This is a genomic window from Pseudomonas sp. B414 (assembly GCF_055408445.1).
The window spans coordinates 190,810-203,909 of sequence record NZ_JBUZTQ010000001.1; the positions used below are offsets into that span (position 1 = coordinate 190,810).

Sequence of the window (13,100 nt, forward strand, 5' to 3'; positions counted from 1 at the left end):
GGTCAGATCACGTAATGGGCGATGGCCACGAAGTGCAGCAGGCTGCCGGCAATCACAAACAGGTGCCAGATGCCGTGTGCATGGCGCAGACGGTGATCCAGAGCAAAAAAGATGATCCCCACGGTGTACATCACCCCGCCCGTGGCCAGCCAGATAAAGCCGGCGGTGCCCAGCGCCGCCAGTAACGGCTTGACCGCTACCAGCACAATCCAGCCCATTACGGCGTAAATCACGATAGACAGAATGCGTGCTTCGGAGCGTGGTTTTATCTCCTGCAGCATGCCGATCACCGCCATGCCCCAGACAATCCCGAACAGCGACCAACCCCAGGGCCCGTGCAGCGTGACCAGACAAAACGGCGTGTAACTGCCGGCGATCAGCAGGTAAATCGACAGATGATCAAACTTCTGCATGATCACCTTCGAGCGCCCGCGCACGCTGTGGTACACGGTCGATACGCTGTAGAGCAGCACCAGCGTGACGCCATAGATGGCCACACTGACAATCTTCTGCGGGCTGCCGTCAAGGCATGCCATTACCAGCAACCAGATACTGCCCACAGCTGCCGCCACTGCCCCCACCAGATGGGTCCAGGCGTTTAACTTCTCACCGTGATACATGTGCAACATCCTCAAAGACTGATAGTGCGACTGTGTCACCTCGGTACTAGATAAGGGTCAGGGTTGCGAAGTTAAAGGGCAATGCGGCGATCGTCGAATCGAGGTGCTCTTGTGGGAGCGGGCTTGCTCGCGATTGGATCGCAGTGGTGTGACAGATACACCGCGTCGCCTGCATCGCGAGCAAGCCCGCTCCCACATTAATTTTGTGTTGCACATAAAGTCTGCATACGACTGATCCCTTTCCCTTGCATGAACTTTCCGAGACAATCCCGAGTGCATTGCGCCTGACAATCAACGCGCCTAGTCTCGCCCCATCGCCAAATATTGGTGATCGGGTTTAGCAGCCCGGATAACGTTAGGTGCACATCGCTCCTTCAGAACAGGCGTTTTATTGGCCTGATTTTTATGGTGGCCGTGCGCAGGGCACCCTCGGGTGCGCCGGGTTCCTAACGTACCGGCCTGCTAACCTGCGCTCGGCTGCCACCCATCGTTTAGCAGCGAATCTGGCAGCCTCCAACTACGTTAGGAGTTTTCAGCCATGCTCAAGATCACCCCTGATCCACCGCAAGAAATGACGTTTGATTCAGCGCCCGCTGACGACCCGCTCAAAGACCGCGCAGCCGTTGCGCGTGCTCTGGGCCACTACCTGCGCGATAAACCGGCACCCGGCGTCGATATAGAGGACGCTTTGGTTCAGGCATCAAGCCTGTTGCGCTGCGCCAGCGTCTCGGCGGTTGAAGCAAGCAGCCACCTGGACGGTACGCAACGTGATCGAGTTTTATCGGTGCTGTATCTGGTGGACATGACCAGAACAAAGGTCGACCAAGCCTTGAACAGCCTCACGGCCCGCTGAAACAAACACGCGCCTGGCTGACAGCAGGCGCGTTTGCGTATATCGCAGAACAATCCCTCTTGTAGCCGCTGAGGAGCGCAGCGAGGCTGCGATAAGGGCCGCAGGACCTTCAAAAACCGGGGCCGCTTCGCTGCCCATCGCAGCCTCGTTCCTCGTCAGCGTCTACAAGTTTTGTCTCAACGCCTACGAATGGCTGAATAGCTCAATCTCATGGGACCAATCCCATTTTGCAGAGTGAATTTTCCGAGGCAATCCGGAGCATGTTGCCGCTCACGGTTAGTGAGCCTAGCCTCGCTCAATTGGCATACATCTGCGTTCAGTCTCCATAGGCACAAGGAGCTACTAACGATGCTCAAGAGCACCACGCCCACACGATGGCAACTCTTCTACAACTTCGCGCTGGTAGGGCTTTTTGGCTTTGGCGGTGTTCTGCCGTGGGCGCGGCAGATGATGGTTGATCGACGGGGCTGGGTCAGTGAGCAGGCATTCAATGAGCTGCTGGCAGTCGGTCAGTTCTTCCCTGGGCCTAACGTGTGCAATGTGGCAATTATCTATGCGCGCAAACAGCACGGCCTGTCGGGCGCATGCTTGGCAGTTGTCGGACTGTATCTGTTCCCTTCAATCATCACCCTCTTCGCGGGGTTCGCCTACGCCACCTGGTGGCAGCATGCCGTAGTGCAACAAGTGTTCGGCGCCATCATGCCCATTGCCACGGGCCTGATGCTGGGGACTGCGCTACGTCTGCTGGCCGCCATGCCTCGCAACATGACCAACTACAGCGTGTTTGTACTCACCTTCGTGCTGATGGGCCTAATCGCAGTTCCCTTATGGTGCGTACTGTTGATCAGTATCAGCGGTTCAATCGCACTGCGCTTTGTAGACCGTAAAGCCTGAGGTGCGGCCATGCAAAATGTACTGCTGCACCTGATGCTCCAATGCGGCTTGTGGTCGTTGATGGCCATTGGCGGCAATACCGTCGCACTGGGCGATATCCATCGCTATGCCGTGACTGATATGCGCTGGGTCAGCGATACGCAGTTCGTTGCCTTCTTTGCCCTCTCCCAGGCATTGCCGGGCCCGAACGGGATGTTTCTGATATTTATCGGCCAACACGTTGCTGGCATACCCGGCGCACTGGTTACCCTGGCCGCCAAGTTGCTGCCATGCTCTGCGCTGACATGGTTCGGCGCCGGCTGGCTTGAAAAACATAGCGCCACACCCTGGGTGCAACTGACCAAGCGCGCCCTTATGCCGGTGTCCATCGGGCTGATCCTGGCCGCAAGCTACATTTTGATCAGCAGCCTGGAGCAAAGCCGCTTAAGTCTCCTGTTGCTGGTGCTCAGCGCCCTGATTGTGTGTTTCAGCAAACTCAACGCCATCTGGTTGATATTGTCAGGTGTGGGTTTGGGGTTGTTGAGCGCAGGTTTTGACATGAATTGGTTTTGATCGCAGAAGCTGCACGTCGACGATCAAAAATAGGACTGATCCCTTTCCCTTGCATGAACTTTCCGAGACAATCCCGAGTGCATTGCGCCTGACAATCAACGCGCCTAGTCTCGCCCCATCGCCGAATATCGGTGATCGGGTTTGGTCGCTCGGATGACGTAATGAAGTGCAACGCCCTCTTAAACAGGCGCTTTCGAGCCTGAATTTTATGGTGGCTGTGCGCAGGGCATCTTCGGGTGCGCCGGATTCCTTACGTCCCGGTCGACTAACCTGCGTTCAGCCGCCACCCCTCGTTTAGTCGCGAGTGTGTCGGTCCCATAGACGTAAGGAGATCGTAGCCATGCTCAAGATCACCCCTGATCCACCGCAAGAAATGACGTTTGATTCAGCGCCCGTTGACGACCTGTTCAAAGACCGCGCAGCCGTTGCGCGTGCTCTGGGCCACTACCTGCGCGATAAACCGGCACCCGGCGTCGATATAGAGGACGCTTTGGTTCAGGCATCAAGCCTGTTGCGCTGCGCCAGCGTCTCGGCGGTTGAAGCAAGCAGCCACCTGGACGGTACGCAACGTGATCGAGTTTTATCGGTGCTGTATCTGGTGGACATGACCAGAACAAAGGTCGACCAAGCCTTGAACAGCCTCACGGCCCGCTGAAACAAACACGCGCCTGGCTGACAGCAGGCGCGCCTCATTAGCAGGCAAACACCTTCACTCGCAACATCTCGATTTGCTCACATAATTGCTCAGTATTACTCAGCAAGCTGGCCAGCAATGCTTCATCCTCATCCATATAACCCTCGTATTCAGCGAGATTGCGTCGCTCATGGCACAAGGCAAAAAGACGCACCTGTACTTTGCCTGCACCCGAGGTGTGAATCAGACTCTGGAAAACCAGATAGCGACGATCCGATCGATAGCCACACAATCGCAAAGCCGTCAGTGCTATGGCATGGGCGGCGTTGTAGGCAAGATCAAAACGGCTGGCAAATGACAGCTGTGTGCTGCCCGCATCTTTCAGACGGGCAACTGCAGAACGCATAAGGCCTTCGCACTCTTTACGGTCTGGCGGTTCAACTTTCAGACCTCCCGTACGTACCAGATTTTCGAGACTTTCATTTTTCTCCATCCCTGGACTCCATTGGATCTTGACCCGTCAGCGTGATTTTTTCCTGTTGCGCAACTCTCAACACAAAACTGTTCCCTACTGCCATTTTGGCGGCCCAGTCCTGAGGGGTATAGAGCGTTGGATTGATGGTGCGGCCCAGCGATTCTTCAAGCGGCATCAGGTGTTCCATCACATCACTGTAGTGCAGGTTTTCACCGATCAGCATCAGGTCAATATCGCTGCCCGCATGGGCCTGATCCTTGGCAATGGAACCGTACACAAATGCCCATTGCAACTGCGCAACGAAGGGTTCCAGGGCCAGACGCAGCGGATCAGAGAGCCCCGCAGTTTTGCGCACGATACCCAGCAGTTCGTGATAGATCGGACATTGTGGGTTGGCCTGATAGTGAGCCTGATTGCCCCTACGAGTCATTGTCAGAATGCCTGACTGCTCAAGACGACTTAATTCGCGTGTCAGGCTGCCTTTTCCTACCTGAGCCCAGCGGGCAATTTCATTCACGTAGAAACTCTGGTCAGGCTTGCTGAACAGCAAACCCAGTACTTTTTGCTGTGTCGTAGTGAATAGCGCTTCGCTAAGCGACAGCATGATCGATCCCACCATAAAGTCCCAAAAAGGGAACGATAGGTCCCTTTCAAGGACTTATCAAGCAGGTTGGCCGTCAATCCTTCTCGCCCAGCACCAGTCGCTCCAGCGCCAGCAAGTCCGGGATCTTTGCCACGTGATCGCCCACCTGCACCGCCGCACGCTCCAGCGGGCTAAGCGGCACGTCAACAAAGCTCAGCTGGCTGTCGAGACGATACGAGCGCGGAATGCCTTGCACCACCATGGCGATAAACTTGAGTCGAGGGTCGCCACCCAAAGTGTTGAGCACCACGATGCGCGCCCGCTCGCCTATGACCACCGGGCTGCCACAGGCCGCTTCAAAGCTGATCAAGGGCAACTCACGGTCACGCCAGGTGATCTGGCGCAGGTGCCAGGGCGGGGAGTCACTGCTCGGATCACCGTGCTGCCAGCCAATCAGTTCGGCAATCGCCACGTTGGGCAACAGCAGGTAACGGTCCGCCAACGGCAATAGCAAGCAGGTCAGGCTACCCACACGATGTTCAAGCATGAAAGTTGCTCCAGTAGGCGATGCGCTCCAGCAACACCGACTCTTGGTACGGTTTGCCCAGGTAGTCGTTGACGCCAATGGCCATCGCCCGGTTCTGGTGTTTTTGCCCGGTGCGCGAGGTGATCATGATAATCGGCAGGTCTTTGAGGCGCGGGTCGTTGCGCACCCGGGTGGCCACTTCAAAGCCGTCCATGCGCGGCATTTCAATGTCCAGCAGCATCAGGTCAGGGGTGTGCTCTTCAAGCACGCTCATGGCATCCACGCCGTCTTTGGCCGTGATGACGTTCATGCCATTGCGTTCCAGCAGGCGGCTGGTGACTTTGCGCACGGTGACCGAGTCGTCTACCACCAGCACCAGCGGCGGGCGCACGGCCGGATTGAACTCCAGCGCGCCGACCGCCTCGTGATGCGCGCGCTGCAACGGCTGGCGCGCCTGATGAGCGCGAATATAGGCCAGTAAATCAAGGATCAGCACCACCCGGCCATCACCCAGAATGGTCGCGCCCGAAAGCCCCTGCACCCCGGTAAATTGCGGGCCGAGGCTTTTGACCACGATTTCACGCGAACCCGCCAGTGCGTCAACCTGCAAGGCCACGCGCTGATCCTGGCAATGCACCAGCAGCACCGGCACCGAATGGCTCTGGCCCACAAGCTTGGGTTTGCCCACGGTTTGCAGCAACTCGCCCAGGTAACGCAGTTCGTAGGTTTGCCCGCCGTAGTGATACAGCGGTGGGTTGAGCTGATAGTAGCCCTCCAGTTCGTTGGGCATGACCCGCACGATGCCTTCGACAGTATCGAGGGAAATCGCGTATTGCTCGTCGGCGCATTGCACCATCAAGGCCCGATTGAGCGAGACACTGAAGGGCAGGCGGATCTGAAAGTGCACGCCCTGCCCGACCACCGAGTCGATGGTCATGCTGCCGCCCAACTGACGAACCTCTTCGTGCACCACGTCCATGCCGACACCGCGCCCGGAGATCTGGGTGATTTTTTCGGCGGTGGAGAACCCCGGCTGCAGGATAAACTGCAGCACTTCGCGATCACTGATCGTCGCTTCGGGGTCCAGCAGGCCGCGCAGAATGGCTTTGCGGCGCACGGCTTCAAGGGGTACGCCGGCACCATCGTCATGCATGTCGAACACCACGTCGCCGCCTTCATGGGACAGCTCCAGAGTAATCAGGCCCTGCTCCGGCTTGCCACTGGCGTGACGCACGTCGGCCGGCTCAAGGCCGTGATCGACGGCGTTACGCAGCATGTGTTCCAGCGGCGCCACCATGCGTTCCAGGACATTGCGATCGATCTCGGCCTCGGCGTTGATTACGCTGAATTCAACCTGCTTGCCCAGTTCAGTGGCCACCTGGCGTACGACCCGTTTAAGGCGCGGCAACACGCGCTCGAAAGGCACCATGCGCGTGCCCATCAAACCTTCTTGCAACTGGGTATTCACCCGCGCCTGTTTTTGCAGCAGCCCGTGGGCATCCTGGCAGCGCGCCGCCAGTGTGGCCTTGAGGTCGAGCAGGTCCGAGGCCGATTCGAAAAGAGCACGGGACAGTTGCTGCAGAAGGGAGTGACGGTCCATTTCCAGCGGGTCGAATTCGTCGTAGGCCACGCCATCGGCTTCGGTGTGCCCACGGCTGTGCAGGCGCCCCTGGGTTTCGCTGTCGAGGCGACGCAGCTGGTCCTGCATGCGCTCAAGGGTGGTCTGCATTTCGTTGAGCGCCACTTGCCCGTCATTGACTTGCTGTTCTACACGCCCGCGAATGGTCGAGGCTTCGCCTGCCAGGTTGACCAAGTCCTCCAGCAGCTCGGCCGGGACCTTGAGGGTGTCCAGCCCGGTGCGCTCACCTTCGGGCAGTGGCGCCACGGCAGGTTCGGGCTTCACCGGTGCGGGTGGTTCCTGCCCGGTGTGGCGCTCGATCTGGCGAATCTGTTCGATCAGCGCCCGGGGCGAAGGCAGCGGCTGACCACTGCGCAGTGCATCGAACATCTGAGCAAGCTGGTCATGGCAACGTTGCAGCAACACAAACAGCTCGGTGTCCGGGGCAAGGGAGCCCACCGAAATATCCTCGAACAGGGTTTCGAGTTCATGGGCAAAGTCGCCAATAGCGGCAACCTCCACCATGCGCGCGCCACCTTTGAGGGTGTGCAGGTCGCGCAGCAGGTTTTCCACTTCAAGATGGTTCTGCGGGTCGGCTTGCCAGCGCGTCAGGGCCGCGCCCGAGCTTTCGAGGATATCGAAGGCTTCGTCGAGGAAAATTTCCTGTAATTGCGGGTCTTCATTACTCGGCGTCGCTTCTGCAACAACGCCTGCAGGCCCAGGCAAGGGGGCACTATAAAGACGAAAGCCGCGAATGGCCTCGATCAGGTCATAGGGCTCGCTCAACGGCTGCTGATGCAGCAGTTTTTCAAGCATCAGCGCCAGTTGCTCGTGGCTGCGCTCCAGCAGGCGAGCCAATGCCGGGCTGTCGCTCAAGCGGCGGTCCAACAGGCCTTCATACAAATGTTCAAGCTCATGAGCCAGCTCGGCTATGGGTTCAATTCCGGCCATGCGCGCACCGCCCTTGAGGGTGTGCAAATCGCGCTGCAAGGAGGACAGCGAAGCCAGGCTGTCGGGAGCGCCGAGCCAACGCTGCAGGGCCAGCCCGGCACTTTCGAGGATATCCACGGCCTCTTCGAGGAAGATTTCGACGATCTCTTCGTCGAACTCCTCGTCCTGCCCCGCGCCCAGCTGGTCGGTGGCGGCACCCAGTTCGGTGGCCTGCCCGCCATCGCGGCGAATCAGCCCCGTAGCGTCAGGCGCCAGCCCTTCGTGCAACAGCGCATGCAGGGTCTGCACCAACTGCGGCTGAGGGGTGATTTCCTGCCCCGCCGCCAACTGGTCGAGCATGCTGATCAGGGCTTCATGGGCGTCATCTGCCACCTCGAAAAACCGCTCACTGGGCGCCAGGCTACTTTCTTCTACGGCGCCATAGAGGTCGAGCAAGGCTTCGCACAGGGCATCAATGGGCTGTAAATCGAGCAGGTGGGCCGACTCGCCAAGGGTGGTCAGTTGGTCCAGCAGGGTGTCCAGGCCATCGCGCTCGTGGGGGTTCTGGTGCCAGGTTTTAAGCAGTTCTTCGGCATCGAGCAGCATATCCATGCTCTCGGCCAGAAACTCGGCAGTACGCTGCGGATCACGCTTGGCCACCCAGTTGCTGGCAGGACCATTGAGCAAGGTATCCAGGCGGCTGGCAATCAGTTGCTCGGTGCGCTCGATCAGGGAACGGGCACCATGGATTTCGGCCAGCGGGTCGCTATCCAGTTGCTTGAGGCCGCGATGCAGAAGGCCGTCAGCCTCCAGCAGCAGGTCGATTTCATCCGCCCCCAATGCAAGATTGTGGGCCTTGTATTCACGCACCAGATGGTCCAGCGGTGCGGCCAGCTCAGCCATGCGCACCACTCCCGCCATATGCGCACTCCCTTTGAGGGTGTGCATGGCCAGTTGCAAATCGTCACTGGCATGCAGTGGCATCTGCACCCGGGCCTGCTCCAGAAAGCGATCAAGACGCTCCAGGTGGGTTTGTGCTTCCTGACGGAAGATATCCAGCAACTGCGGGTCGAAACTGCTGTCGTCCTGAGCGATCAACAGCGGTTGTGGCTCGCCTTTGGCCAGGCGCTGTGCGCGTGCTGCCAGTTGATCGACGTCTTCGCGCTGGCGCTGGCTTTGCTCGGCAAACGCCTGAATCAGTTCGGGCAGCATGACCAGTACATCTTCGAGCAGTTGGAAAATTTCCGCAGACGGCGCCACGCTGCGCTCAATCACCCGGTTGAGCAGGTTCTCGACCGCCCACGCCAGCTCGGCCAGCACCAGCGCACGTACCATGCGCCCGCTGCCCTTGAGGGTGTGGAAACCGCGCCGCAACTCAGCCAGCGCAGCACTGTCCGCCGGGTTGGCGACCCACTGCGGCAAACAGTCGTGCAGGGTGATCAGAACTTCGTCAGTCTCTTCGAGAAAGACTTCCAGCAGTTCTTCGTCCAGCGGCGCTTCGTCCACCGGGGGCGGCAGCAAACTGGCTGGCATATGTTGCGCAGGCGGGTTGAGCGCCGACAGCGGGATAGCCAACACCTCGGCCAGACTTTGTGCTTGCAGATCCTGGGGGCCGGGCATGTCAGCGGGCAACGGCACGGGGTTCTGGGCCGGAGAGTAACCCAGCTCGGCCAGGCTACCCTCGGCGCGGTCCAGTACTCGCTCGCTCGATGCACCGGGGTCCTGGGCCAGGCGTTCCAGGTAATATTCGATGCTGATCAAGGCATCCGCCAAGTGATCAAGTTGCTCGCCTGTGGGCTGATCAGGGCCTTGCAGCAAGCGCTCGTGCACATATTCATTGCAGGCTTGCAGCAAGCTGGCAGCGCGGTTCAGGGGGATCATCGCCAATGCGCCACGGATTTGCGTCAACAATGCGGGCACGGGCTGCAGGTGCTGGCGGTCGTGGTCGGCCGCCAGATAATCGCCAATCAGGTCTTTGGTTTCTTCAAGACCGATGCGTGCTTCCTTGATCACCAGTTGGTGAATCTGCATCAGGTCAGTGGTAGGCAAGCGGCTCTCTTCGCGCTGCGAAGGCTCGACGCTGCCGACCATGCCCGCCAGAGTGGCTTCGACATACAGCAGGGCCGAGGCAACATCCATCAACACTGCATCCGTCGGTTCACGCTGCCCCTGGGCCAGGCTCTGCACCACAGCCAGTTGATCGATAATGACTTTACGTGGCTGGCCAAACCCCAGCACGGCCAGGGTGTCAGCGATCTGGCGCAACGGCGCCATCAGGCTGCTCAGCTCGGAAACATGCAAGCGGTCGCTGCGCACAAACAGGTCGAGACGCTCCTTGACCCGTACCAGCTCTTCGCACAACGCCGCCACCACCGAACGCATGGCATCGCGATCGGGGCCGGCCAGCCGCGCCCGCTCTTCATCGACCATCGCTGCATCGGGCATGGCCTGATCCAGCTCGTAGTGGTTTTTCAACGCGAGCATTTTCGTCGTTGGGTGTTCAGCCTTTGCAATGTAAAACAGCAGGCTGGTGAGCAGTTCTTCGGGTGCGGGCTGGTTGATGGCTTCTATACCCTGCTCCAGCAGACGCTTGAGTTCCTTGTCGGATTTTTTTAGCAGACTACGCAAGGCCGGGCTGTTGGGCACTCGGCCTTTAAGCATGCCGTCAACCAGCGCAGCGGCGATTTTCCACAAGGCATTGAGCGGCGAGCCCAGACACAGGCTTTGAAGGTTGGCGAACACCCCCGCCATTATTTCCAGATTGGCCTGCACCGCTTCGCCACGACGCAAGCCCAGGAAAGCGGCCTGCAGGCTATGGCGCAAAGCACGCAATTCACGCGGCAAATCAGAGGGCTGCAAACGGGCCAGTGCGTCTGCGTCCAGGGCCGGCAATACCTGCAACGGCGGGCTGAACAGGCTGGTTTCCGAGAGCAGGGCTTCGCCACGGGCGCTGCGCAAATCGTTGAGCAATGGCAGCACCACCAACGGCCAGTCGCGCCGGGCGCTGTGAACGCGGTCCAGGTACAGCGGCAATTGGCTGAAGGCTTGCTGCAACATGCGCAAGGCTTCATCGAGCTGGCTGACACGGCCTTCTTGCAAGGCAATCACCAGTTGCTCCATCTCTTCCGCCAACAAGGCCGCGCCGTAGAACTCGACCATCAGCAGACTGCCATGCACCTCATGGATGCAGGCCAGGCATTGCTCCAGTGCATCCACTGCCGGTTGCTGGGCGTAGGTGTCCAGCGCCACCCGGGCCTGCTTCAGGGTGTGGGCAATTTCGCCTTTGACCCACTCAAGGGCCACATAGTCGTGCCGGTCAACCATAACGACTCCAGTCAAAATTGCAGCGCATCACTGTGGCTCGGGGTCTTGGGGCGCAGCAGGCAGGGTGAAGCCGGACACCGAACGTCGCAACTGGCTGGCCATTTTGGCCAGGTTACCGATGCTCTCGGCAGTTGCGGTGGAGCCGGATGAGGTCTGGTTGGTGATTTGCTGAATGACGTTCATGGTCAGGGAAATCTGCGCCGCCGAGGTGGTCTGCTTTTGTGCGGCGTTGGAGATGCTTTGAATCAGATCCGCCAGATTTTGCGACACCCCTTCGATCTCCTCCAGCGCGACCCCGGCGTCATGGGCCAGGCGGGCACCACGCACCACTTCGCTGGTGGTTTGCTCCATGGAAATCACTGCTTCGTTGGTGTCAGCCTGAATGGCCCGCACCAGCGTCTCGATTTGTCGCGTCGCCGCCGATGAGCGCTCGGCCAGGCGCTGAACTTCGTCGGCCACCACGGCAAACCCGCGTCCGGCATCCCCGGCCATCGAAGCCTGAATGGCTGCGTTGAGCGCCAGAATATTGGTCTGATCGGCAATATCATCAATCAGGCTGACAATGTCGCCGATTTCCTGGGAAGACTCACCCAATCGCTTGATCCGTTTGGCGGTGTCCTGGATCTGGTCGCGAATATTGTCCATGCCGTGAATGGTGTTGTGCACCACTTCATTGCCCTTGTTGGCAATCGCCACGGAGCGCTCGGCCACCGCCGAAGACTCGGAAGCGTTGGCCGACACTTCGTCGATGGAATGAGCCATTTCCTGGATCGCCCCGGAGGCCTCGGCAATCTGCTGGGCCTGATGCTCGGAGGCTTCGGCCAGTTGCATGGCGGTGGCCTGGGTTTCCTGCACCGCCGCCGCTACTTGCCCAGCCGTCAGGTTGATGGTGGCCACCAGCTCGCGCAATTGGTCGATGGAGTAATTGATCGAATCGGCAATAGCACCGGTGAAGTCTTCGGTAACCGAGGCGGTCACGGTCAGGTCGCCATCGGCCAGATCGGCAATCTCGTCGAGCAAGCGCATGATCGCGTTCTGGTTGCGCTCGTTCTTTTCGGCGGTTTCGCGCAATTGGCGATTGGTTTCGCGCACCATCACCAGGCCGATCAGGATGATTGATGCGAGTGCCAGCAAGCCCAGAACATAACCACCAATAATGTCGAGCGAACGCCCGCTGGCGAGGTTTTCAAAGCCGTTGGCCAGGGTCGAGGCTTCGTCCAGCAGGGTTTGCGACAGGCTGAAAATATTGTTCGCGGCTTCACGTACATGGAACAGCTGCGGCGAGGTTTCGAGGATTTCATCCACCGAGCCGGACACAAACTGGAACAGCTCGGAAATCTCCTGCAAGCGGGCGCGGGCATCCTTGTCTTCAACCTGGGTGATTCTCATCCCCTCATTGCCTTCGAGCATGCCGTTGAGCACCAGCCCGAAGCGATTGGCATCACGCCCGAAAGCACCGGCGGCCTGGGCGGCATTTTCGTCGCCAGCCAGCACAGTATTGACCGCCCCCAGAATACGTTCGGCCAATAACGACTGGCGCTGGGCCAACGCTACCTGACTGGCAGGGGCGCCGCGCTGCAAAAGGATTTCGACGACTTTTTCGTATTCGACCTGCAACTGCGGCACGGTCTCGGCCAGTGTCGCGGCCACCTGATGCAACGACAGCACGGTTTGCTCGCTGGCCAGAATGGCGTTGGCGTTATTGAGCAGCAGTTCCCAGTCACGCTGCACCGCCTGCATTTCCTTGTGCACGGCTGCAGGGGCAGGCGGCAGGCCAGTGGCCGGGTCACCTTTTTTCAGATAGCCCCAGCGCTGGCTGAAATCGTTGCGCGCATCGATCAGCAACTTGAACGCCGCAGCTTTACCAGCGGCGGCTTCAGTAGCGTTTTTGGCGATACGCTGGGACAACACCCGCAACTCGCCCGCGTGGCTGATGTACTGCTTGTCGTAGTTGGATTGAGTGTTGAGGTAAGCAAAGTTGGCGAACAACAGCATGATGAACACGATCAGGGCGATAAAAAGCACGATGATCTGCGAACGACTGCGCGACCCTTCCATTGGTTTAGCGGTATTGGCTGTGGTCATCAATCA

General features: G+C 59.2%; 10 protein-coding genes. 4 read left to right on the forward strand and 6 right to left on the reverse strand.

Features of this window, described 5'->3' with window-relative positions; translation table 11 throughout:
* Nucleotides 1-2 precede the first annotated feature (2 nt).
* Complete coding sequence (trhA, locus tag ACZRMH_RS00865) at nucleotides 3-620, reverse strand: PAQR family membrane homeostasis protein TrhA (RefSeq protein WP_086795678.1); 618 nt, start codon at nucleotides 618-620, stop codon at nucleotides 3-5.
* A gap of 538 nt (nucleotides 621-1,158) precedes the next feature.
* Here trhA and ACZRMH_RS00870 point away from each other — a divergent pair.
* From ACZRMH_RS00870 to ACZRMH_RS00885, 4 genes are all read left to right on the forward strand, one after another.
* Entirely contained in the window at nucleotides 1,159-1,473 is a 315-nt protein-coding gene (locus tag ACZRMH_RS00870; RefSeq protein ID WP_464011733.1) for a DUF6124 family protein, read from the forward strand.
* A gap of 348 nt (nucleotides 1,474-1,821) precedes the next feature.
* Nucleotides 1,822-2,367, forward strand: a complete 546-nt coding sequence (locus ACZRMH_RS00875) for a chromate transporter (RefSeq protein ID WP_464011734.1) — start codon at nucleotides 1,822-1,824, stop codon at nucleotides 2,365-2,367.
* 9 nt (nucleotides 2,368-2,376) lie between these two features.
* Nucleotides 2,377-2,919: a chromate transporter gene (locus ACZRMH_RS00880; protein WP_464011735.1), complete on the forward strand. Its 543-nt coding sequence runs from the start codon at nucleotides 2,377-2,379 to the stop codon at nucleotides 2,917-2,919.
* A gap of 340 nt (nucleotides 2,920-3,259) precedes the next feature.
* On the forward strand, nucleotides 3,260-3,574 hold the full coding sequence (locus ACZRMH_RS00885; RefSeq protein WP_464011736.1) for a DUF6124 family protein: 315 nt from the start codon (nucleotides 3,260-3,262) through the stop codon (nucleotides 3,572-3,574).
* A gap of 37 nt (nucleotides 3,575-3,611) precedes the next feature.
* On the opposite strand, the gene ACZRMH_RS00890 is transcribed toward ACZRMH_RS00885, so the two are convergent.
* From ACZRMH_RS00890 to ACZRMH_RS00910, 5 genes are all read right to left on the reverse strand, one after another.
* Nucleotides 3,612-4,046, reverse strand: coding sequence for a hypothetical protein (locus ACZRMH_RS00890; RefSeq protein WP_464011737.1), 435 nt, complete (start codon nucleotides 4,044-4,046; stop codon nucleotides 3,612-3,614).
* Complete coding sequence (locus ACZRMH_RS00895) at nucleotides 4,033-4,632, reverse strand: nucleotidyltransferase domain-containing protein (protein WP_464011738.1); 600 nt, start codon at nucleotides 4,630-4,632, stop codon at nucleotides 4,033-4,035. Before ACZRMH_RS00895 ends, ACZRMH_RS00890 begins: the two co-directional genes overlap by 14 nt.
* 73 nt (nucleotides 4,633-4,705) lie before the next feature.
* Nucleotides 4,706-5,158 (reverse strand): chemotaxis protein CheW, encoded by a 453-nt coding sequence (locus ACZRMH_RS00900; protein ID WP_464011739.1) that lies wholly within the window; start codon nucleotides 5,156-5,158, stop codon nucleotides 4,706-4,708.
* On the reverse strand, nucleotides 5,151-11,009 hold the full coding sequence (locus tag ACZRMH_RS00905; protein WP_464011740.1) for an Hpt domain-containing protein: 5,859 nt from the start codon (nucleotides 11,007-11,009) through the stop codon (nucleotides 5,151-5,153). The genes ACZRMH_RS00900 and ACZRMH_RS00905 overlap by 8 nt, the downstream gene beginning before the upstream one ends.
* A gap of 27 nt (nucleotides 11,010-11,036) precedes the next feature.
* Nucleotides 11,037-13,094, reverse strand: coding sequence for a methyl-accepting chemotaxis protein (locus ACZRMH_RS00910; RefSeq protein ID WP_464011741.1), 2,058 nt, complete (start codon nucleotides 13,092-13,094; stop codon nucleotides 11,037-11,039).
* Nucleotides 13,095-13,100 lie beyond the last annotated feature (6 nt).

Excerpts from the sequence above, each read along its gene's own strand:
- trhA (WP_086795678.1), bottom strand. The coding sequence starts at position 620 with ATGTATCACGGTGAGAAGTTAAACGCCTGGACCCATCTGGTGGGGGCA.
- ACZRMH_RS00870 (WP_464011733.1), top strand. The coding sequence starts at position 1,159 with ATGCTCAAGATCACCCCTGATCCACCGCAAGAAATGACGTTTGATTCA.
- ACZRMH_RS00875 (WP_464011734.1), top strand. The coding sequence starts at position 1,822 with ATGCTCAAGAGCACCACGCCCACACGATGGCAACTCTTCTACAACTTC.
- ACZRMH_RS00880 (WP_464011735.1), top strand. The coding sequence starts at position 2,377 with ATGCAAAATGTACTGCTGCACCTGATGCTCCAATGCGGCTTGTGGTCG.
- ACZRMH_RS00885 (WP_464011736.1), top strand. The coding sequence starts at position 3,260 with ATGCTCAAGATCACCCCTGATCCACCGCAAGAAATGACGTTTGATTCA.
- ACZRMH_RS00890 (WP_464011737.1), bottom strand. The coding sequence starts at position 4,046 with ATGGAGAAAAATGAAAGTCTCGAAAATCTGGTACGTACGGGAGGTCTG.
- ACZRMH_RS00895 (WP_464011738.1), bottom strand. The coding sequence starts at position 4,632 with ATGCTGTCGCTTAGCGAAGCGCTATTCACTACGACACAGCAAAAAGTA.
- ACZRMH_RS00900 (WP_464011739.1), bottom strand. The coding sequence starts at position 5,158 with ATGCTTGAACATCGTGTGGGTAGCCTGACCTGCTTGCTATTGCCGTTG.
- ACZRMH_RS00905 (WP_464011740.1), bottom strand. The coding sequence starts at position 11,009 with ATGGTTGACCGGCACGACTATGTGGCCCTTGAGTGGGTCAAAGGCGAA.
- ACZRMH_RS00910 (WP_464011741.1), bottom strand. The coding sequence starts at position 13,094 with ATGACCACAGCCAATACCGCTAAACCAATGGAAGGGTCGCGCAGTCGT.